The organism is Suttonella sp. (assembly GCF_056855035.1).
Genome location: NZ_JBXGGR010000096.1, coordinates 14478 through 35813, shown reverse-complemented (window position 1 = coordinate 35813; position 21336 = coordinate 14478). Strand labels below are relative to the sequence as shown.

The window sequence follows — 21336 nt, the reverse complement described above, 5'->3', positions numbered from 1 at the left end:
TGCAGGAAAAACGTTGGGCGAGCTCTTGCATGCTTTGTTTGCCGCTACTATAAAGTGTCCACAACTCTTGAGGATTAAGACGCTTTTTGCTGCTAAAACGCTTACCGCATTGCCGGCATTTGTATCGTTGCTGATGATTTGTCTGCCATCTTTTTTGACCTGTTTTGAGCCACAGAAAAAGCATTTTTTGTGTTCAAAGCTTTTGACCTCGCTAAAAGCCTTACAGAATAGGGCTTTTCAAACTTTTTAGCACCTAAAATGTCCCTTTGCCCAAGAATTGAAAAAGTGATACAAGATATCAAGCTGCGAGTGTTATAGAAAGTACAGAAAAGTGAATCAAAACTGTAACTCTTTTTGAAATCTTTGACTATAGATAAACTGATTAAAGCGCATAGATATAAAGCGCTTTGCTTTATAGTCGGAGAAAAGCGGCTTAATCGCCGCGTTTTAGTTGATGGACTGCCTGCGCAATATCCTGCGCGCGACAAATTGCTGAAATCACGGCAATGCCCTCGCCGCCGCAAGCCCGCACTTGCGCGGCATTGCTGCAATCGATGCCGCCGATAGCCACGCCGGTAAGGTTTTTCACGGCGATAATCTCGCGCAGTCCCGCCAGTCCCAATACCGGATCCGGAACGGCTTTGGATTGCGTACTATACACAGGTCCCATGCCGATATAATCCACAATACGCTTATCCGTCGCCTGTGCTTGCGCAGCATTATGCGTAGATAAGCCGAGAATTTTATGTTCGCCCAGCAGTTGTCTGGCAATCTCGGGCGGTAAATCATCTTGCCCGATATGCAGACCGTCGGCATCTACCGCCAAGGCAATATCGATTTCATTATTGACTATAAAAGGCACGCCGTATTGCGCGCATAACTCTTTCACTTGCTGCGCCATATCCAGCCAAATGCGCTTTGTCCATTCGGGATGATGACTGCGCAATTGCAAGATACTCACGCCCGCTACCAATGCCTGTGCCGCCACTTGCAGTAAACGCTCTTGATTGCCGCAGCTTTGGGCATCCAGCACCAAATATAAAGATAAATCTATTGTTTTTCGCATATTATAGTCAAAGATTTCAAAAAGAGTTACAGTTTTGATTTATTTTGCTGTACTCTCTATAACGCTCGCAGCTTGATATTTTGTGTCACTTTTTCAGTTCTTCGACTATAAGCCAATTTCGGAATGGTCAGTCCGTCTAATAAGGCGCTGGCAAATGAACCCAGCCCTTTGCTGTTAAGCGCGGCATATTCTCCCGCATGTTTCATCACCACGCAGGCCGCCGCAGAGGCTTGCAAACGATCGTAATGCGCGCAAGCGGTAGCCCCCATAATCGCGGACAAGGCGCAGCCGGTGCCAGTAACCCTTGCCATCAGCGGATCGCCGCCCATAATACAAAAGGTTTCTTTGCCATTAGTGGCATAATCTTTTTTACCGCTCACAACCACCACGCAATTTTGGTCTTTTGCCAATAATTGCGCCGCCGCCAATGCCTCATCTGAGGAACTCAGACTGTCTGCGCCGCGGCTGCTGCTTTGCTCGCCCGCCAAATACATGATTTCCGCCGCATTGCCGCGAATAATCGCAGGATAATAGCGCAGCAATTCACGCGCAAAAGAGCTGCGGTAAAACAAATTCTTGCTGATTGCAGCGGGATCTAAAACCCAAGGTTTGCCGTTTTCATGCGCCGTTTGCACCGCCATGGAAATCGAACGCAGGCGGTCATCGACCAAAGAGCCCAAATTCACCACCGTCGCATCCGCCACCAGCGTAAAAGCGCCGATTTCTGCCGAGGCTTCCACCATTGAGGGCGATGCACCGATAGCCAATAAAGCATTGGCGACAAAATTTTTCGACACATTATTGGTCAGGCAATTCACGAGCGGGGTATTTTTTTGCAGCCACGTCAATACGGGGGCGGCATCTTCAAAGCCAAAGGCTTTCATCTTACAACTCCTTCTGCATCAGCACAGCATCTTCTCTCTCGGTTTTCTCTTGCAAGGGCGGATAATAAGCGCGCCGCCGCCCCATTTGCCTGAAGCCGAATTTTTCATACAAAGATTGTGCCGCAATATTAGTTTCGCGCACTTCTAAAAACACCGATTTTACCGTCCGCTCCTGCCATAACTGCATAAGCTGCGACAAAAGCGCGGCGCCGATTCCCTGTCTGCGCTGCGTTTGCGCTACGGCAATTGCCAGCAATTGCGCTTCATCCAGAACCGACGCCCAAGCGGCAAAGGCTAATAAGCACTTATCTTGCCAAAAAAGCAGCAAATCATCATGCGGCAGCGGCGCATACACCTGTGCTGCAGCCGCCAGCGACCGCAACTGCTCCTGCCGCTCTGCGCTTAATTGCGAATATTTTGCCCGCTTAATCAACTTCTTCAAATACGGAATGGAAGACAAAATGTTGGCGGATTTGCGAATGCACAAAATAGAAAGAATGGTCATAGCGCTTATGGAAGCGATACCATAAATTCTCGCTGTTTTTATGGTCGCCGAAAGCCTGCTGAATCCTATCCGGCTGAATTTGCGCGCCTAAATAAGGGTCTTCCGTACCTTGGTCAATCCAAATCGGCGGACAATTTTCCGCCGCAGCGCCTTGCACAAACGCCACCGCAGGATCGATAGAAGCCTCGATACCCAAAACCTCGACATTTGCCTTGCCCCAATCCGTTCCCCAAAAGCCGATCCACGGCGCCAAAGCCGACACACTGCGGAAATGATCAGGATAAGCCAAGCCCAAATTCAGCATCACCGTGCCGCCGAAATCATAGCCCATGCCGCCCTGCACATCGTAAATATGGAAATGCTCCGCCATCAGCGCAGGCAATTCCTCAATCATAAATTGGGCGATTTGCTCACGCTCGTCCCAATATTGCATCAATTTCTGCTGGCGGTTGCCGCGATAAGCGGAAAAGATATCGGGAATGACCACCAACAAATCATAGCGATTGGCATAGCGCTGATAATCGCTTTGCGAAGCCAATAATTCCGCATCCGTATTCAAGCTCGGCAAATAATACAGCACCACGCAAGACTTCTCTTTCAGCTGCGCTACCGGCACATAAATCTGCAAATCCAATTGCCGCTCTAAGACCTTCGAATGATAGCGATATACCCGCTGCTCGCCCTTAAAACTGGTATGGCTTTCTAGCAATTTCATTTGAATCCCCATGATAATCTTAGCTAATTTTCATTCCTTCGACTGCGCGACCGCCGGCAAGCAAAACCTGCAAAGTCTTGTCATCGCTTGCCGATAAAATCATGCCCTCGCTCATGCCGAAACGCATTTTGCGCGGCTTGAGATTGGCTAAAAAGACCACCAATTGCCCGACCAATTCTTCAGGCTGATGGAACTGCTTAATCCCAGAAAAAACATTGCGCTGCCCCAATTCGCCCACATCGAGCGTAAATTGCAGCAATTTGTCCGAGCCTTCCACCGCCGCACAACTCACAACGCGTGCCAAACGGATATCCAATTTGTCGAAATCTTCAATACCGATTTCCGCTTTCGGCGAAGCGATAAACGCATTCTCCTGCCCCAACTGCTGCTCTTTCAATAAATCCTGTTTCGTATCTTCCACAATCGCCTCAATCGATTTTTGTTCAATCCGCTGCATCAGCGGCTTAAAAGCGGCAATCTGCCGTCCCAGCAAAGGCTGCTGCGCCGCCTGCCACGTCAAAGCGGGCACCTGCAAAAACGCGCGCGCATCTTCCGCCACCTGCGGCAGAATCGGCTGCAAATAAATCATCAGCTGATAAAAAGCATTCAAACCGACGGTAGCAATCGCCTGCACCTGCGCCGCATGCTCAGGCGATTTTGCCAACACCCAGGGTTTTTGCGCATCGATATAGGCATTCGCCGCATCCGCCAACGTCATGATTTCGCGCACCGCCTGCCCGAACTCGCGTGTTTCATACAAATCCGCCAACTCCTCCGCCTTAGCGGCAAATTGCCGGAACAAATCTGCATCCTCTAAAGTCTCGCTTAAGCGGTTATCCGCCGCACCTTGCAAAAAAGGCGCGCAACGGCTTGCCAAATTCACTAATTTTCCTACTAAATCGCTATTGATTTTTTGCTGAAAATCCTGCAAATTCAAATCTAAATCTTCCACGCGCGAAGTCAGTTTGGTCGCAAAATAATAGCGCAGATATTCAGGGCGCAAATGCTTTAGATAAGTCTCCGCCTTGATAAACGTACCGCGCGATTTGCTCATCTTCTTGCCATCCACCGTCAAAAAGCCGTGGCAATTCACGCCGGTCGGCGTGCGGTAGCCTGCACCGTGCAAAACAGCCGGCCAGAACAGCATATGAAAATACGCAATATCCTTACCGATGAAATGATACAGCTCCGTATCCCTGCCCTCGCGCCAAAAATCATCGAAATCAATCCCTTCTCTTGCGCACAAAGCCTTGAAACTCGCCATATAGCCCACCGGCGCATCCAACCACACATAGAAATATTTATTCGGCGCATCGGGAATTTCAAAGCCCCAATAAGGCGCATCGCGGGAAATATCCCAAGGTTGCAAACCTTCGACAAACCATTCCTTGAGCTTATTGCACATACTCTCCTGTAAATGCGCATCCTTCAGCCAGCTTTGTAAAAAGCCCTCAAATTGCGGCAAATCAAAGAAATAATGCTCGCTTTCCTTTTCAATCGGCGCGGCTCCCGACAAAACCGAATAAGGCGCAATCAATTCCAGCGGCGAATACGTCGTGCCGCAGACCTCGCAATTATCGCCGTATTGATCTTTGGCATGACATTTAGGGCATTCCCCTTTCACGAAACGATCGGGCAAAAAGATTTCTTTTTCAGGATCATAAGCCTGCAAAATCGTCTTACGCAGAATATGCCCCTTAGCTTGCAAAGCTTGATAAATCACCGAAGTAATCTCGCGATTCTCCTCGCTATGCGTACTGTGAAACTGATGATGATTGACTAAAAAGCCTGCGAAATCGCGATGATGCTCCGCCTTGACCTTATCAATCAATGCCTGTGCGCTAATCCCCTCTTTTTCCGCGCGCAACATAATCGGCGTGCCGTGGGCATCATCGGCGCATACATAATGACATTCATGACCGCGCAACTGCTGAAAGCGCACCCAAATATCGGTTTGAATATATTCCACCATATGCCCCAAATGAATCGGGCCGTTGGCATAAGGCAATGCGCTGGTTACTAAAATCCGCCGCTGAGTCATCTTCCTTCCTAAATCATCATAAAAGCGGTTATTTTAGCGCAAGCGCGGTAGCTGCGCCATGTTAGCGGCGGCTTTCGCCCTGCACTTTTCAAACGACCGCTAATGCATTCTGTTTGAAGCGCGAAGCGCTCGGACTATAATGCCCGCCATTATTTAAGGAAAAACAATGCATGCAATAATCGATATCGGCTGCAATCTCAGCAGCCCGCGCCTGATGAAACATCTGCCGCAAGTGCTGGAAAGCGCCAGAGCCGCCGGCGTTATCGCGCAAATTCTTACCGGCACGGATACGCAGAGCAATGAAAGCTCGCTCGCCCTTGCCAATGAGCATCATGATTTATACAGCACTATCGGCTTTCATCCGCATCATGCTGACGAATGGCAGCCGCACAGCCACCGCCCTTTGCATATTGCCGCCGCCAAAGAGGCGCGCGTGGTTGCGGTGGGGGAAATGGGCTTGGATTATTTCCGCCATTTAGCCGGCATCGCCAATCAGCAGCGTTGTTTTGCCGACCAATTGGCGATTGCGGCGCAGGTGCAAAAACCCGTGTTTCTGCACGAACGCCAAGCCTTTGCCGATTTCCGCGCCATTTTGAGCGAGTATCTGCCGCATATCAGCGGCGGCGTCTGGCATTGTTTTACGGGCACAGGCGAGCAATTGGAATGGGCTGTCGAAGCAGGGCTTTATATCGGTATTACCGGCTGGATTGCCGATCCTGAACGCGGCAAAACATTGCGCGATATCGCCAAATATATTCCTGCCGAACGCCTGATGATTGAAAGCGATGCGCCCTACCTAACGCCCAAGACTCTGCAACCGACGCCACACCTCAATGAGCCGCAATATCTGCCGGAGGTGCTGCGCGTTTTAGCCGAATGCCGTCAAGAAGATATCGGTACATTAGCGGCGATAACGACCGCTAATACCAAGACTTTTTTCCGCCTGCCCTAGAGGCGCATAAAAAAACAGCGCCGCAGCGCTGTTTGCCGAGAATAAGCGGCATTAGTAGCCGTAGTTATAATAACCGTTATTGTGATAGCGGTTATTATATTGATTATTCACAGGATAGCTTTGCTGATTATTTGGATAGCCGTTATTGTAGTAGCCATTGTTGTGGTATTGGTTGCCGCCGGTATTGACTTGCGAGCCGATAATACCGCCGATAACCGCGCCTGCTGCAGTGGCTTCGGTATTTCTGCCGATGACCTGACCTAATAAACCGCCCGCCGCCGCGCCTAAGCCGGCATTGCGCACCATATCAGGATTATTATTGTTTGACACGCAAGCGCTCAAGCTTACAGAAAGCGCCAGCAATCCGATGATTTTATGAGTTGTTTTCATACATTCACTCCGGTTTGTTTAAAGAAATCTTACTCTACTGCTATTTGCAATATCCTATCATTACCGCAAGCTAAGAAAGGGCTTTTATCGCCGCTATTCTGGCTTTTACTTGCGCGGGCGCAGTGCCGCCGATGTGGTTGCGCGCATTTACCGAACCTTGCACCGTTAAAACGGCATAGACGTCCTCGCCGATTAAGGCGCTTAAGCCTTGCAAATCCGCCAGCGGCAATTCGGACAAATCGCAGCCTTTGTCAATCGCCAATGCCACCGTTTTGCCCACCACTTCATGTGCATCGCGAAATGCCAAGCCTTTGCGCACCAGATAATCCGCCAGATCGGTGGCGGTAGAAAAGCCTTGTTTGGCGGCGGCTAGCATATTGTCGCGCTGGGCTTGAAGGTGCGGCAGCATATCGGCAAAGGCGCGCAGGCAGCCGAGCACGGTGTCCACCGTGTCAAACAAAGGTTCTTTATCTTCCTGATTGTCTTTGTTATACGCCAGCGGCTGGCTTTTCATCAGGGTCAGCAAAGCGGTTAAATGCCCGTAAACGCGCCCTGTTTTGCCACGCACCAATTCCGGCACGTCGGGATTTTTTTTCTGCGGCATGATGGAAGAACCGGTGCAGAAGCGATCGGGCAAATCGACAAAGCGAAACGCCGCACTATTCCACAAAATCAATTCTTCGGCAAAGCGCGACAAATGCATGAGCAAGGTAGCGGAGGCGGCGCAAAATTCAATGGCGAAATCGCGGTCGCTGACCGCATCTAAGGAATTTTGGCACACGCCGTCAAAGCCTAATAATTGCGCGCTGCGCTCGCGCACAATCGGATAAGTCGTGCCCGCCAAAGCCGCCGCCCCCAAAGGCGATACGTTCAAACGGCGGCGGCAATCCTGAAAACGCCCCTTATCGCGGTACAGCATTTCATACCATGCCAAGAGATGATGCCCGAAAGTAATCGGCTGCGCGGTCTGCAAATGGGTAAAGCCCGGCATGATGGTATCGGCTTCGCGCTCGGCGACCGCCACAATACCCTGTTGCAGACGCTCGATTTCCGCCGTAATCCGATCAATCGCCGCGCGCGTATAAAGGCGGATATCGGTCGCCACTTGGTCATTGCGCGAACGCCCCGTATGCAAACGTTTGCCGGCATCGCCGATTAAATCGGTCAGGCGCTTTTCAATGTTCATATGCACATCTTCCAAAGCCACCGACCATACGAACTCGCCGGCATCAATCTCCGCCTGCACCTGCGCCAAACCTGTGCGGATGGCTTCGCCGTCTGCGGCGGATAAAATCCCTGCTTCCACCAGCATTTGTGCATGCGCTAATGAACCGGCAATATCCTCTGCTGCCATGCGGCGATCAAAATTCACAGATGCAGTAAATTCCGCCACAAAAGCATCGGTACTTTCTTGGAAACGTCCGCCCCATGCGCTGTTGGTTGCTTCTTTCTGAATCATTTCATCTCCCTATCTTGCCCAATAGCAGTCAAGCCGCTATGCTAAAAGGCAGGAATTGTAACCGAGTTTTTTTATGTCTGCACCGCTGTCTATCCGCATCGCCACCCGCCAAAGCAAATTAGCCCTGTGGCAAGCCGAACACGTCGCCACCCTTTTAGCCCAACGCTATCCGCAAGCCAAGGTAGAACTGGTGCCGATGACGACGCAGGGCGACAAAATTCTCGACACGCCGCTGGCAAAAATCGGCGGCAAAGGCTTATTCATAAAAGAATTGGAAATCGCCATGCAGGAAGGCAGAGCGGATTTGGCGGTGCATTCGATGAAAGACGTGGGCGCATTTTTTCCGGAAGGCTTTGGCTTGGCGGCGATTCTGCCGCGCGAAGACCCCAGCGACGCCTTTATCAGCAATCAATACGCGCGTTTGGAAGATCTGCCGCAGGGCGCCGTCATCGGCACCTGCTCCCTGCGCCGACGCATGCAAATCGCCCGCTACCGCCCCGATTTGCAACTGCAAGATCTACGCGGCAATGTGCAAACCCGCCTTGCCAAACTCGATGCAGGACAATTTGACGCCATTATCCTCGCCAGCGCCGGACTCAAACGCTTAGGACTTGCCGAACGTATCCGCAGTCCCCTGCCCTTTTCCCTGTCGCTGCCAGCAATCGGACAAGGCGCCATCGGCATAGAATGTCCGCTCGACTCGCCGCTTCTGCCCTATCTGCAAGCCTTAAACGACAAGCAAACCGCCGTATGCGTGCGTACCGAACGCATCATCAACGAAACATTGCAAGGCTCCTGCCAAGTGCCGCTTGCCGCTTTCGCCCAATTATGCGGACAAGAGATTCAGCTCGATGCCAGAGTCGGCTATCCGGATGGCAGCGAAATGCTCGCTTTCAGCGACCGCGCCCCGATTGCCCAAGCGCAGGATTTAGGCAAACGCGCCGCTGACAGTCTGCTGGCGCAAGGCGCGCAAGCCATTTTAGACAGCCTTGCCCACTAAATGCGCCTGCTTGAAGACTGCACCGCTCTTTATACCCGTGCCGCCGCCCATTTCCCCGCATTTGCCGCCAAAATCCACGCATTAGGCGGCATTGCCGAGCATCTGCCGCTAGTGGATACGCGCCGCATCGCTCTTGATGCCGATAGCGCCGATTACTGCCGCCAAGCGGATATGCTGATATTTACCAGCGCCGCCGCCGTCGAACATTTTCCCCGAGAATTGTGGCGAACACAGCGCAATATCGCCATCGGCCCCGCCACCGCCGCCGCCGTCGAAGCCAAACACAAGCCTCTACATCTCGCCGCACCGCCACCGTTTAACAGCGAAAGCCTGTTAAGTATCTTTCAGCCGCAAGAGCAAAACATCGCCATCATTGCCGCCCAAGGCGGACGGCAACTCCTACACGAACAACTTAATCGGCACAACCACGCCCGATTCGCTTTTGTTTATGAACGCTACAATCCCAGCCCGCATTGGCGTGCCGACCTCTCCATACCGCAGGCGCTGATTCTCTCCAGCCAAGCTGCGCTCAATCACTTAATAGAAATTACCTCTCAAGCTACGCTGAATCTGCTACAATCGCGCACAGCCGTGATTGCATTAAGCCCGCGCATCGGGCAAGCAGCACAAGGCGCAGGATTTCAACAGGTTTTCGCCGCCGCGCAAGCCGACGAAAACGCCCAAATTCAGCAACTTTGCCAATGGTGGCAAGCAATTAAGGAGTACTGAACATGAGTGAGAAAACCCCTCCACAACCTAAAACGCCAAACCCAAGCAATCAGCCGCCCAAAGCGACTGAAAAACCTGCCGCTCCTGCCCCCGACAATAAAGCAGAAAACAAAGTCCCTAGCGCGGAAGCTGCACCTAAAGACGGCAAAGCCAGCCCCAGCCCTGCTGCAAACAAAATAGAAGAAAAAGCAGCGCCGAAACCGAGCGCAGCAACGCCGCCACCTGCTCAAGGTAATAAAACACCTCCGCCCGCCCAAGGCAATAAAACTCCGCCGCCACCGCCTCGCGCCGCAACTGCCGAGAAAAAAAGCGGCAACGGCTTGGCAATCCTCGCCCTACTCTGCAGCTTGGGCGGTTTAGGTACAGGCGCTTACGCCTTCCTGCAGCAAGCCCCCCTGCAAAGCACGGCGGAAGCGGCGGAACAAGGCGCATTGGCGGCTGAAAAACGCGTCGTCGAAGCGGAAAAAACCCTTACCGCCCTGCAACAACATGTTGCCAATGCCGCGCAAGGCTTGGACAAATCGCAAGTCAGCCAATTAGTTGCCGCCGCCTTGCAAGATTACGCCAAATCGCAGCCGCAGCTGCCGAATGCGGAAGAAATTCAAGCGCGGATCGACACGCAAATCGCTGCCGCCATGCCGCAAAGCGTGAAAATCGAAGACGTGCAAAGCCTGATTGATCAAGCCCTGCTCAACAGCCACAGCGATACGCCGATTGATTTCACCCAAACCATTCAGGCGATTAACCAAAGCAATGCCCAAGCGCAAGAAGCCCTGAACAATCTCAGCCTGCGCAGTGAGCAAATTCAGCAAAGCCTCAGCCAGCAAGCCGACAAACTGGCGGCGGATTTGAAAATCATCGCCGATACCCGCCCTAATCCACAACCGCTGATTAGCGCGCTCACCCTTGCCGACATTGCCGTGCAAAACGGCGACTACACGGTGGCGGACAAATACCTTGCCCAAGCGGAAAACAGCTTTGCCGACTTCGGCTTAGACAGCTCCGCTTTCGCTGATTATAAAACCCGCATCGGACAATTGCGCGGCGAAATCGCAGGACGTGCCGACGGCTTTACCATTACCGCGCGCATCGACCGCGTTATCCAAAGCATTCCGGACTGGCCGTTTAAAAATCCTGCCGCCGCTCAGCAAGCGATTGCCGAAGCCCCGATTCAAGGCGAAACCGTCGCCGAGACCGTGGGCAATATCGGTCAGAAAATCTTAAACCGCACCTTTAAAGTCGTGCATAACGACGAAGCGGGCTTAACATGGATTGACGCGCACAAAGACCTGCAAACCCTCATCCGCGAAAACGTCCGTCTTGATTTAGCATTTGCCCGCAATGCTTTGCAATTGCGCCACGGCGACGCCTATCGCCGCAATATCGAGCAATTAGTGCCGCGCATCGAGCAATATTTCAATACCGAAGATGCGGTCGTGGCAGACGCTCTGCAACAGCTTAAAGCTCTTGCCGAGCAAAACAGCGTGCCGGCACCCGATATTGCCGCCTTGATTGCCGCCGTCAAGCAAACCGCCCAACAATAAGGAGATTACGATGATTCGTACCCTAATCGTTCTATGTATTTTAGGCATCTGCGCCTTTATCGGCTATCAGGTGCAAACCTTGCCGCTCTATGTGCGCTTTTATAACGACCTGAACAACAGCTATTTCCAAACCCCGTTTCTGGCATGGATACTCATCTCGCTATTAGCGGCGATGCTGCTGTTTTTGATGTTTAAAGTTCTATGGTTTGTCTGGCGTTCGCCGAAAATCTTCAGCCGCAGCAGCCAAGCGCGCAAAGAATCCAAAGCCCACCGCCTCTTGCAGCAAGGGCTGAGTGCCTTAAGCCTCGGCAATTACCGCCAAGCGGAGAAAAAACTGGTCAAAGGCGGACAATTAGCCGCCCAAATCGGTCAATCGCCCGTTTTATATTACGAATATGCGGCGAGCGCGGCGGATTATCAGCAAGCCAATGAGCGGCGCGACCAATATTTCCTCTTGGCGCGCGAATATGCCAATAATAAGGAAAACCTCTTGGCACGCCTAAACGAAGCGGAAAGCCAAGTAGCGAACGGCGAATATGCCGCCGCTATCAAAAGCTTGCAGCAATTGCAGAACAAAGACCCGCGCAATCCTAAGATTATCAATCTCTTAGACAGTGCCTACGTACATTCCGAGCAATGGGCTTTGGCATGGCAAAACCTCAGCGGACTGCGCAATCACATCAGCGAAGCAAACTACCGCGAACGCCGCAAACTCTATGCGCGCGGCATGTTGCAAGACACCAGCGCGGTGGAAACTTTTGAGCAATTGCAAACCGCTTGGAAAAACCTCCCTGCCGATATCCGTGCCGACAAAGGCATGCTGCTGCAATATGCAAATTCATTGGTGGAAAACGGTCATGCCGAACAGGCGGAAAAATTATTGGCTGCCGAACTCAAGCAGCATCAAGACTTGGATTTGCTGCAAGCTTACAGCCAATTGCGCGGCATTAATTTTGCCAAGGCATTAAAAAATCTGGAAAACCTGCAAGCGCATTTCCCCGACAATGCCGTCTATCTCTACTGCCTCGCCTTAGTGGCTTACCGCGCGGAAGAGTTGGACAAAGCCGGTCAATATGTGGAAAGCTCGCTCAAACTGCAAGCCAGCCCGGAAGCCTTCGCATTATGGGGACGGATTTTAGAAGCGCGCAAACAGCCGGAAGCCGCCCTTGCCGCCTATCGCCAAGGCGTGAGCGGATTATTGGAGCAAGAAGCCTTGGCAGGCGAGTTGTTACCACCACCTGTGCAAGCGCCCGTGGCTATCAAATGAACAATATTCAATCTTTATCGGAAAAGCACAGTGCTATGCTGTGCTTTCCTTATATTTACTCATAGGCAATTGTTGATATGAAATTACTCATTTTGCGCCCCATTGAGCGCATTTTAAATAATCCTTCGCTTGTCGCCCTCATCTTTTTCGGACTGACGATTTGGCTGGGATTTTATTTTGTCGGGCAATGGATGCTGCCTGTGATTATCTCCGTCATTATTGCCTATTTACTTGAAGGTGTAGTGAAAAAATTGCAGAAAATCGGCGTGCGCCGCCTGTTTGCCGTGTGCATCGTCTTTCTCAGTTTTTCCGCTTTGATTGTCTTCATTCTCTTAGCCGCAGTGCCGACCTTGATCACGCAAAGCAAAAGCCTCATTGCCAATCTGCCCACCTATTTGGCTTATACCAATGCGCATTTGCAAGTGCTGCCGGAGCGCTTCCCCCAATTTGTCAGTCAAGACAATATCGACCAACTTATTCAATCGATTAACTTAATGGTCAGCGATTTTAGCCGCAGCGTTTTTTCGGGACAATTTGTCGCTTCCATCATGTCGGCATTCAGTTTGGTCGTCTATGCCATCTTAATCCCCATTTTGGTTTTCTTTATGCTCAAAGACAAAGTACAAATTTTGCAATGGCTGGGCAAATTTTTACCCGAAAACCGACAAATCATCGCCGATATTTGGTCTGAAGTCGATGTGCAAATCGGCAATTATATTCGCGGCAAATTTATCGAAATCTTAGTCATTTGGGCGATGTGCTTCGTTTCTTTCAGTATTTTCGGGCTGCAATATTCCCTGCTCCTAGGCTTGATGGTCGGCTTATCGGTGCTGATTCCCTACATCGGGGCAACCGTGGTTACCGTACCCGTGCTGATTGTCGCCTATATGCAATTCGGTTTCGACTCTAATTTTTGGTGGATTACCACGCTTTACATCATCATCCAAATTCTGGACGGCAATGTGATTGTGCCGATTATTTTCTCGGAAGCGGTCAGCATTCATCCCGTTGGCTTGATTATCGCGATTTTAATCTTCGGCGGCTTATGGGGATTTTGGGGCATTTTCTTTGCCATTCCCTTGGCAACTCTTGTCAAAGCGATTATTGAAGCATGGCGGCGTTACGAACAACCGCCTAATGATATTGGCATCGAATAAACAGCTAAAATTAAAGGGAGATATAAAATCTCCCTTTAATCTATTTATCCAACTGAATTATTCGCCTAACCACTGCTCAAAAATGGCATCATATTTGCCGTTGGCTTTAATCTCATCCAAACCGGCATTTATTTTTGCCAGCAATTCCGGATTTCCTTTGCTGACGACAAATCCGTATTCTGATTTACGAATTTCGCCATTCACGGATAAATTCATCAATTTGGCACCCAATTCAGGATATTGCTTAATCGAATATTTCAACATGGAATCATCGCTGACAAACAAATCTGCATCGCCTTTAAACACCATCTTAATGCCTAAAAATGTTGTCGGTGCATCGATAACCGGCACATTCATTTTTTCCAGCAAAGTATGTTTATTGGTTTTAAAGACTACGGCAACTTTTGCATTGCTTAAGTTTTCAATAGCATTATCGGTCAAAACATCTGATTTCGTATAAAGCGCCGTCGTATAGCCGGTGGTATAAGGAACGCTGACGCCATATTGTTCTTTACGTTTATCCGTAATTACAATGCTGGGCGCAATATCGCTTTGCCCCTCGTCAATCGCCTGTAATTTTTTATCGACAAGACGAAATTCAACATCAAAACCCTGCGATTCCGCAATCGCTTTGATTAAATCGACGTCGATACCAATAGGAAGCCCTTTCTCATCTTGAAAGGCTTTCGGCGGAGAATTGGGATTAATCGCAACCTTATACGTTTGTGCGAATGAAACCGCTGAAGATAAAGAAGAAAACAAAGCCCCAGTAAGAACAATCTTAGACCATACGCTATTCATCAATAATCCCTCATATTTATAAAAATGGATGGGCATGCTATCATAATAAAACAATAACAATCAAGATAATTATCTCAAAAACATCAATTCCCTTATTTAATATAACTTTATCATTTAACTATAAAAATTTTTCACAACCCCTAAAACTAGAGTAAAATAGATATTAATTTACTATCATAAAAACATACTATTTATGAAAAATTCAGCTAAATCGTTATTTTATAAAAATGCGGCACATCAGGCACAAATCTCCTATCCTCTCACATAAATTTCTCTTTTCTAGGAACTTCACTATGCACGATTTATACCCTGCGCAAATTCTGCAAGCCACAATTGACAAAGGCGTTGCCAAAGCCAATTTAGACACTATTCCAATGATTGTTTTGGGATTTTTAGGCGGCGCCTTTATCGCCCTAGGCTATCTCGCCTATATCCGCCTCGTCGGCACCATGCCGCATGATTGGGAAGGATTTTCCGTATTCATGGGCGCCAGCGTCTTCCCTATCGGCTTAATCTGCGTCTTGCTCGGCGGCGGCGAATTGATTACAGGCAATATGATGGCGGTGCCTGCGGCATGGTTTACGCGCCGCATCAGCCTTGCCGCCCTATGCCGCAATTGGGGCATCGTCAGCGGTATGAATTTGCTCGGCGCCATGGCGGTCGCTTGGTTTTTCGGACATTATTTGGGACTCACCGAAGGCAGCGTATGGGAAAAAACCGTAGCGGTGGCGCAAAGCAAAGTCGATGCCGATTTTTTCCGTGCCCTCGTTTCCGGTGTCGGCTGCAACTGGATGGTCTGTATGAGCGTGTGGCTGTGTTACGGCGCATCCAGCTTTTCAAGCAAAATTTTAGGCATTTGGTTTCCTGTGATGATTTTTGTGCTGATCGGCTTTCAGCACGTCGTCGCCAACATGTTTGTTATCCCTGCCGCCATTTGGGGCGGCGCAGCGATTTCTTGGGGAGAATTTATAGCCAATATGATTGCCGTATATATCGGCAATGTCATCGGCGGAGCGGTCTTTATGGCAGGGGCTTATGTGATGGCATATCCCCAAAGTCCGCACTAAGGCATCACAACTAAAGCTAAGGGCGGTCAGAAATCTTTTTGTCCGCCCTTAGCTTATTTCAGGCGATGTCGCTGCTGGCGAAAATCACATCACTCTCTGCATGCGCCCGCAACACAAGACGGCGCCCAAAGCCGATTAAAGCGGCTGTGGCATGAGACAATTCCATCTCTTGCCCTTGTGCCGACACACACACCCTGCCCTGCATCGGCAATACAATACCGGCTTGCGGACAGTCCAGACTTATCTCATCGCCTGCCGCCAAATGCACACTGTAAAAACAATAATCCGCCACCGGCGCAGGATAGCGATGCCAAACCTTGCTGCCCTCGGCAGGCGGCGCAATAATCTCGGGCTTAACGGCGGCGGTATCCACAATCCGCAGCAACTCGGGAATATCCACATGCTTGGGCGTTAAGCCTGCACGCAAAACATTATCCGATGCCGCCATCAGCTCGACATTCTGCCCGCGCAAATAAGCATGCGGCAAACGCGCGCGCTGGAAAATGCCTTCGCCGACATTCATGCGCACGATATTGAAAAGATAAAAACTGATTAAGCCCGCATCCAGTTTCTGCGGCGAAATCTCCATCGCCTGCACGGCATAATGCAGCCAATAATCGGGATTATCAGAGACTTCCTGCGGCGCGCTTTGCGCCAACAGCGGCGACAGCCAAGCGCTCAACTGCGCTTGATCCGCCTGCATAATCTCCTGATACGCCTGCGCCACGCCCTTATCACGAATCCATTTTCCCAGTGATGCCAATGAAGGACGGCTGTTAATCCGCTCGAGAATCAAAGATTCTTCCGCAAAACCATGCAAGAGCCAGAATTCCGACAAAGCAATCATATTTTCAGGCTTATGATTATCGTCTTTATAATTGCGCTCGGCGGCATTATGCGCCACGCCCTGCGCATTTTCGCGGGCAAAACCCGCTTCCGCCTGCTGTTTGTCGGGGTGTAATTGAATAGACAACGGCAGGCGCACGTCTAAAATTTTGAGCAAAAAAGGCAAACGTCTGCCGAAACGCGCAATCGATTGCGGACTTAATATCTCTTCGGCATGCTCCTCCAACCATTGATTCAAAGGCTGAACGCCGCCCTCAACCTCAATGCCAGCAGGGGCTTGGGCATGATCGCCGAACCATAATTCCGCCGCCGGCTCCCGGCTAGGCGGATTGCCCAAAAGCCGAGGAATATAATCATAACCGCCCCAAGCATAGGGCTGCACATTGCCGTGAAGTAAATACATCATGAGTTTTTTCCTGCCAAAAAATGATTCAATGCCTCTTCGCCGGCAAAAAATGCGGCGGCGCGCTCCAGCTCACGCAGATGCGCGGCGGGCAAATACAATTGCTGCCCCGAAACCAATGTCAGCAGCAATACGCCGTCTTCCGACAGCTGCATGCTTTTGATAGCGGCATACGTCCAATAACGTCCACCGAAGGTAAAGCCCTTGGCTTTCAAGCGCCATTTGGGATAGCGCAGTCCATGATACAGAATCAAGCCCATTAACAGCACTAAGGCAATGCGGTTGAAGATGGAATTGCCTTGCGTGAATTCATAATACAAACCCGCCGCCACGATTAGACTTAAAAAAACGGCATCGGCGGCACGGCGTTTTAAACGCATCGCGACCAATGTTTTGCCGAAGCGGTAATGCTGAACCAATTCGTCATAAATCAAGAAAGCAGCATAGCCGCCTGCCAATAGTGCCAAACCAATACTGCTAAAAGTCATTCCGTTTCCTTAGAGGATATATATAGTACCTTAAGGTCAAAACAAGACTTAGAGATACGTATTTTGTTAAGAAAAGTCCTTGAAATCATCTTATTTTGACCTTAAGAGACTATAAAAAACTTCCCGCCGCAGCGGGAAGTTTCTGTTTGAGCATTAAGAAGGTACGGCAAAAAAACCTACCGAATAACCCAAAATGCCGATGACGAATATGCCGAAAATCAGCCAAACGGCATTGATACCTTTGCGCAGTAAGAACATGCACAAGAAGGTCAGCCCCAAGGCGGGCAAGCCGGGCATCAAATCATCTAAAGTACTTTGCACAGTACGTATCTCAACTTCCCCAAGTTGATTGGTGATTTCCGACAACTGATAAGGAATATGGATTTTTGTCCATTTGTTAACGAGCGCGCCCATGACGAACAGACCCAAAATAGAGGCGGCTTCGGTAATTTTCTGCAAAGCGCCGCCGCCCATATCCGAGACAATTTCCAAACCGCGGCGATAGCCGTATTGAATGCCCCAATAGCGGAAAAACAGACGAACGATATTAAACATCAGGAAGAAGAGAATCGGACCCAAAATGCTGCCTTGCTGCGCTATGCCGGCGCCTATCCCTGCAAATACAGGTCTTGCCGTTCCCCAGAAAATCGGATCGCCGACCCCTGCTAGAGGCCCCATCAAACCGACTTTCACGCCGTTAATCGCCGCATCATCGATTGGAGCGCCATTGGCGCGCTCTTCTTCCATCGCCAAGTTCACGCCCAAAATCGGCGCGGTCATGAAAGGCTGGGTATTATAAAATTCCAAATGTCGCTTAATCGCATCTTTGCGCTCTTGGCTATTGGCATCCGGATAAAGACGACGAATAGCGGGAACCATACCAAAGCAATAACCTAAGGCTTGCATGCGCTCAAAGTTCCATGAACCTTGGAGCAAATTAGAGCGTAAAAAACAGGCGGCAATATCGCTTTTGGTTAAGCGCAGACGCTTTTCAGTTTGCATTGTTTCCATTGAGAGGCTCCTTAGTCTAATTCATTATCTAATTTACTTTTTCCGGCTGTTTTTGCCGCGCCCGCGCCTGCCAGCCCTTTATAATATTTGGGGTGCATTTGGATATAGAAATATGCCAATGCCGATCCCAATACGCCCAGTGCCACTAAATTGAACTGCGTAAAAGCCGCCACCACAAAGCCGACAAAGAAAAACATCATCAAATGCGGCGCACGCATCATATTGATAACCATCGCATAACCGACTGCAACAACCATATTGCCCGCTACATTCAGACCACCGGTGACTTCTTCCGGAATACTTTTAAAGAGCGATTGTGCCGCATCCGTGCCGACAGTCGCCGCCACGATAACCGCAGGAATGGCAATCCGCATCGCCTGCAAGAGTAATGCGGACAAATGCAAGACGGTAATCGTCGTCAGATTGCCGGTTTTAATCGCCTTATCCGCCGCATGTTGGAAACCGACGGTAACCGTGCGTACCAAAATCGTCAATACCTGCCCGGCTGCGGCGATCGGAATCGCCAAGGCAATCCCTGCGCCGATTTCCTGTTTGCCGGCAATAACCAAAATCGTCGAAATAATCGATGCCAAAGCGGCGTCCGGTGCGATTGCCGCCCCGATATTCATCCAACCCAATGCCATCATTTCCAATGTGCCGCCGACGATAATCCCCGTGGTTACATCACCTAAGACCAAACCGGTTAAGGTACAGGCAATCAAAGGACGGTGGGTTTGAAATTCGTCTAAAACCGCTCCCATACCTGAAAGACAGCCGACTAAGAAGATTAAAATAATTTGAAAAACAGAAATTTCCATATCCGACTCCTTTATGGACGATATTTTTGCGCAATCAATTCAAGCACCGGCACTTTCTTGTCCGAAGCCACTTTGCGCACCTCGAGCTCGATACCCTTGCTGTCTAATTCCTTAAAGGCTTCAATGTCTTTCTCATCGACTGAGACCGACATATCCAGCATTACGCGCCCTTCTTTATATGCCATGCCGCCGATATTGATGGAATCGATTTTCACGCCGCGGCGCACCAATTCCAAGGCATCGCTGGGATTAGTAAAGAGCAGCATCACTCTTTCTTGCGCATAATCGGGATTGTTATACACACGCATCATCTTATCCACGCCAACCACATGCGCGGTAACGCCCGGGGGCGCGGCTTGCTTGAGCATGGAACTGCGCGTTTTATCGGCGACGATACTGTCATTAACCACAATAATGCGGCTGATGCCCGTTTCTTTCGTCCAGCGCGTCGCCACCTGTCCGTGGATTAAGCGGTCGTCAATCCGCCACAGACCGAAACTCATATGCGGACCTTCATTGGCTTGCTGCGAAGCCTCATGGCGCAAACGCTGAATTTCCGGATCGTTTTCATCAAAATCCGCTTCCACAACCTCAGCATCTTGCACCGGCGCCGCCGCAGCTTTTGCCAAAGCTTGAGTGCGCACACCTTTGATGCCGTCAGCAGCTTCGCTTAAGGCGGTTTGGCATAATAAAGACAAATCATCCTCATCATCACGCCCCATCAATACCGATACCAACATCGGCACATTGACGCCCGTCAACACCTCTGCCGAAGCTACTTCTTCCGCAATTTTGCTGCTGGCGTGAAAAGGCGTGCCGCCCCATAAATCCACCAATAATAATAAGCCCTGAGAAGTGTCCAAAGACGGCAAGGCTTGGCGGATTTTCTCCGCCAACACTTCGCCGTTCTCCCCGGGCATAAAGTCTATGCAACAAACATTGTCTTGCTCACCGATAATCATCTCCGCTGTCGCCAGCAGAGCTTTGGCTGCCTGACCATGCGTTGCAAGCACAACCGCAATCGTCATTACCTAACTCCTTTGCTAAAACGCTGGAATACCTTTCTGAACGCCCAAACATTACTTGAGTGCAAGAAAAGTGTAACTAAAATTTTACTATTAAGCAATGAGAATAATTAGCGGCTTAAATGCCCTGAAACGGCAGAGTTTGCCCTAATTTATCGCTTTCCATCGCCAAATTGATTAGGGCGGTAGTGATTAAGACTTCTTCTACTTTTACCGCCAATTCCGCACCTGTCTCAATCGCTGCCGCGATATTCCGATAATAAGCGGGGAATTGACCGCGTTCGCCGGCAATGCGCCGCGCTTCGCCCTCAGGCGAATAGAATATGCCGTCATGGATACTGTCTTCTATACCGAAGGCGGCATCGTCGGGCAGAATGCCGTTTTTCAGCTGCGTTTCTTGGCAATCCAAGCCGTATTTGACATAAGTGCCTTGATCGCCCTGCAGCATATAGCGCGGATTCGGGGCGGCATTAAAGGGCGAGGTGTGCAACAGCACTTCAAAATCGGGGTAATACAGCTGCACATGGGCGTAATCCACCGTAGGGCTGCCGTCACGCAAGGCACGCAGACGTGCATGAAGCGCTTGCGGCGCGCCGAATAATTGCAGGGTTTGGTCCAGCAAATGCGGTCCGAGGTCGTACCAGATACCGGTACCTGCGCCCGCATTTTCGCGCCAGCGATTGCGGTATTGTGGGCGGAAGCGGTCCCAATGTGCGGCAAAATAACGGACTTTGCCGACTTCGCCACGCGCAATCAAGGCTTTGAGGGTTAAGAAATCACCGTCCCAACGGCGGTTCTGAAATGCGGACAATATCAAGCCTTTTGCCTGCGCAAGGGCTTGCAATTCCTGCCCTTGCGCCACCGTCAGCACCATCGGTTTTTCCAGCACCACATGTTTGCCAGCGTTCAAGCATTGCTTAGCCATCGGATGATGCAAATCATTGGGCGCGGTAATGACGACCAAATCCGCCGCATCCGCCGCCAGCATGCCGTCGATGTCTGCAAACTGCCGCGCCTGCGGATAGGCGCTGAGATCCAGCGCCGTTTGCCGACTGACGATTGCGCTGATTTCAAAGGCAGGATTGCTCCGCACGAGCGGCAAATGAAAGGTTTGCGCCGCCATGCCGTATCCGACTACTGCTACTCTGATCATATTGTCCTCGCTGTT

Annotated in this window: 22 protein-coding genes; 8 read left to right on the top strand and 14 right to left on the bottom strand. The window is 50.4% G+C overall.

All coding sequences use genetic code 11. The features are described 5' to 3' along the window. The coding region (locus ACJHVI_RS08755) for a hypothetical protein (protein WP_483184360.1) at positions 1-250 on the top strand (250 nt) is incomplete at its 5' end. Between the two features lie 183 nt (positions 251-433). Here the strand turns inward: ACJHVI_RS08755 and thiE are convergent. From thiE to metG, 5 genes are read right to left on the bottom strand one after another with little or no spacing between them, the layout of a single operon-like run. Beyond that, the gene (gene thiE, locus ACJHVI_RS08750) at positions 434-1066 is read right to left on the bottom strand and encodes a thiamine phosphate synthase (protein WP_483184359.1); all 633 of its coding nucleotides are present in this window, start codon (positions 1064-1066) and stop codon (positions 434-436) included. Between the two features lie 56 nt (positions 1067-1122). Then, on the bottom strand, positions 1123-1950 hold the full coding sequence (thiM, locus tag ACJHVI_RS08745; protein ID WP_483184358.1) for a hydroxyethylthiazole kinase: 828 nt from the start codon (positions 1948-1950) through the stop codon (positions 1123-1125). Position 1951: 1 nt separating this feature from the next. Beyond that, positions 1952-2383: a ribosomal protein S18-alanine N-acetyltransferase gene (gene rimI, locus ACJHVI_RS08740; protein WP_483184357.1), complete on the bottom strand. Its 432-nt coding sequence runs from the start codon at positions 2381-2383 to the stop codon at positions 1952-1954. Then, positions 2376-3170, bottom strand: a complete 795-nt coding sequence (locus ACJHVI_RS08735) for an alpha/beta hydrolase (RefSeq protein ID WP_483184356.1) — start codon at positions 3168-3170, stop codon at positions 2376-2378. Before ACJHVI_RS08735 ends, rimI begins: the two co-directional genes overlap by 8 nt. A gap of 19 nt (positions 3171-3189) precedes the next feature. Further along, positions 3190-5211 (bottom strand): methionine--tRNA ligase, encoded by a 2022-nt coding sequence (gene metG, locus ACJHVI_RS08730; protein WP_483184355.1) that lies wholly within the window; start codon positions 5209-5211, stop codon positions 3190-3192. A 166-nt stretch (positions 5212-5377) separates the two neighbouring features. Between metG and ACJHVI_RS08725 the strand changes: the two genes are divergently transcribed. Then, the gene (locus ACJHVI_RS08725; protein ID WP_483184354.1) at positions 5378-6163 is read left to right on the top strand and encodes a TatD family hydrolase; all 786 of its coding nucleotides are present in this window, start codon (positions 5378-5380) and stop codon (positions 6161-6163) included. A 51-nt stretch (positions 6164-6214) separates the two neighbouring features. On the opposite strand, the gene ACJHVI_RS08720 is transcribed toward ACJHVI_RS08725, so the two are convergent. Next, positions 6215-6553 (bottom strand): glycine zipper 2TM domain-containing protein, encoded by a 339-nt coding sequence (locus ACJHVI_RS08720; RefSeq protein WP_483184353.1) that lies wholly within the window; start codon positions 6551-6553, stop codon positions 6215-6217. Between the two features lie 70 nt (positions 6554-6623). Further along, positions 6624-8012 carry an argininosuccinate lyase gene (gene argH / locus ACJHVI_RS08715; RefSeq protein WP_483184352.1) on the bottom strand — a complete coding sequence of 463 codons (1389 nt, stop codon included), beginning with the start codon at positions 8010-8012 and terminating at the stop codon, positions 6624-6626. A gap of 73 nt (positions 8013-8085) precedes the next feature. Between argH and hemC the strand changes: the two genes are divergently transcribed. The 5 genes from hemC to ACJHVI_RS08690 all read left to right on the top strand — a co-directional run bounded on the left by hemC (position 8086) and on the right by ACJHVI_RS08690 (position 13709). Next, entirely contained in the window at positions 8086-9012 is a 927-nt protein-coding gene (hemC, locus tag ACJHVI_RS08710) for a hydroxymethylbilane synthase (protein ID WP_483184351.1), read from the top strand. After that, entirely contained in the window at positions 9013-9741 is a 729-nt protein-coding gene (locus ACJHVI_RS08705; RefSeq protein WP_483184350.1) for a uroporphyrinogen-III synthase, read from the top strand. A gap of 2 nt (positions 9742-9743) precedes the next feature. Continuing rightward, complete coding sequence (locus ACJHVI_RS08700; RefSeq protein WP_483184349.1) at positions 9744-11285, top strand: uroporphyrinogen-III C-methyltransferase; 1542 nt, start codon at positions 9744-9746, stop codon at positions 11283-11285. A gap of 10 nt (positions 11286-11295) precedes the next feature. Beyond that, positions 11296-12552 (top strand): heme biosynthesis HemY N-terminal domain-containing protein, encoded by a 1257-nt coding sequence (locus tag ACJHVI_RS08695; RefSeq protein ID WP_483184348.1) that lies wholly within the window; start codon positions 11296-11298, stop codon positions 12550-12552. A gap of 77 nt (positions 12553-12629) precedes the next feature. Continuing rightward, complete coding sequence (locus tag ACJHVI_RS08690; protein WP_483184347.1) at positions 12630-13709, top strand: AI-2E family transporter; 1080 nt, start codon at positions 12630-12632, stop codon at positions 13707-13709. A 57-nt stretch (positions 13710-13766) separates the two neighbouring features. Here ACJHVI_RS08690 and ACJHVI_RS08685 read toward each other — a convergent pair whose 3' ends face one another. Then, entirely contained in the window at positions 13767-14510 is a 744-nt protein-coding gene (locus tag ACJHVI_RS08685; protein WP_483184346.1) for a transporter substrate-binding domain-containing protein, read from the bottom strand. 293 nt (positions 14511-14803) lie between these two features. On the opposite strand from ACJHVI_RS08685, the gene ACJHVI_RS08680 reads away from it, so the two are divergent. Continuing rightward, on the top strand, positions 14804-15577 hold the full coding sequence (locus tag ACJHVI_RS08680; protein ID WP_483184345.1) for a formate/nitrite transporter family protein: 774 nt from the start codon (positions 14804-14806) through the stop codon (positions 15575-15577). Positions 15578-15635: 58 nt separating this feature from the next. Here ACJHVI_RS08680 and manA read toward each other — a convergent pair whose 3' ends face one another. The 6 genes from manA to ACJHVI_RS08650 form a co-directional block, all read right to left on the bottom strand. Then, complete coding sequence (gene manA / locus ACJHVI_RS08675) at positions 15636-16829, bottom strand: mannose-6-phosphate isomerase, class I (protein ID WP_483184344.1); 1194 nt, start codon at positions 16827-16829, stop codon at positions 15636-15638. Continuing rightward, positions 16826-17314, bottom strand: a complete 489-nt coding sequence (locus ACJHVI_RS08670) for a DUF986 family protein (RefSeq protein ID WP_483184343.1) — start codon at positions 17312-17314, stop codon at positions 16826-16828. The genes manA and ACJHVI_RS08670 overlap by 4 nt, the downstream gene beginning before the upstream one ends. A 153-nt stretch (positions 17315-17467) precedes the next feature. Next, entirely contained in the window at positions 17468-18316 is an 849-nt protein-coding gene (gene manZ / locus ACJHVI_RS08665; RefSeq protein ID WP_483184361.1) for a PTS mannose transporter subunit IID, read from the bottom strand. 20 nt (positions 18317-18336) lie between these two features. Beyond that, the gene (locus ACJHVI_RS08660) at positions 18337-19143 is read right to left on the bottom strand and encodes a PTS mannose/fructose/sorbose transporter subunit IIC (protein WP_483184342.1); all 807 of its coding nucleotides are present in this window, start codon (positions 19141-19143) and stop codon (positions 18337-18339) included. Positions 19144-19154: 11 nt separating this feature from the next. Next, positions 19155-20171: a PTS mannose transporter subunit IIAB gene (manX, locus tag ACJHVI_RS08655; protein WP_483184341.1), complete on the bottom strand. Its 1017-nt coding sequence runs from the start codon at positions 20169-20171 to the stop codon at positions 19155-19157. 115 nt (positions 20172-20286) lie between these two features. Further along, positions 20287-21321 (bottom strand): oxidoreductase, encoded by a 1035-nt coding sequence (locus ACJHVI_RS08650; protein ID WP_483184340.1) that lies wholly within the window; start codon positions 21319-21321, stop codon positions 20287-20289. Positions 21322-21336 lie beyond the last annotated feature (15 nt).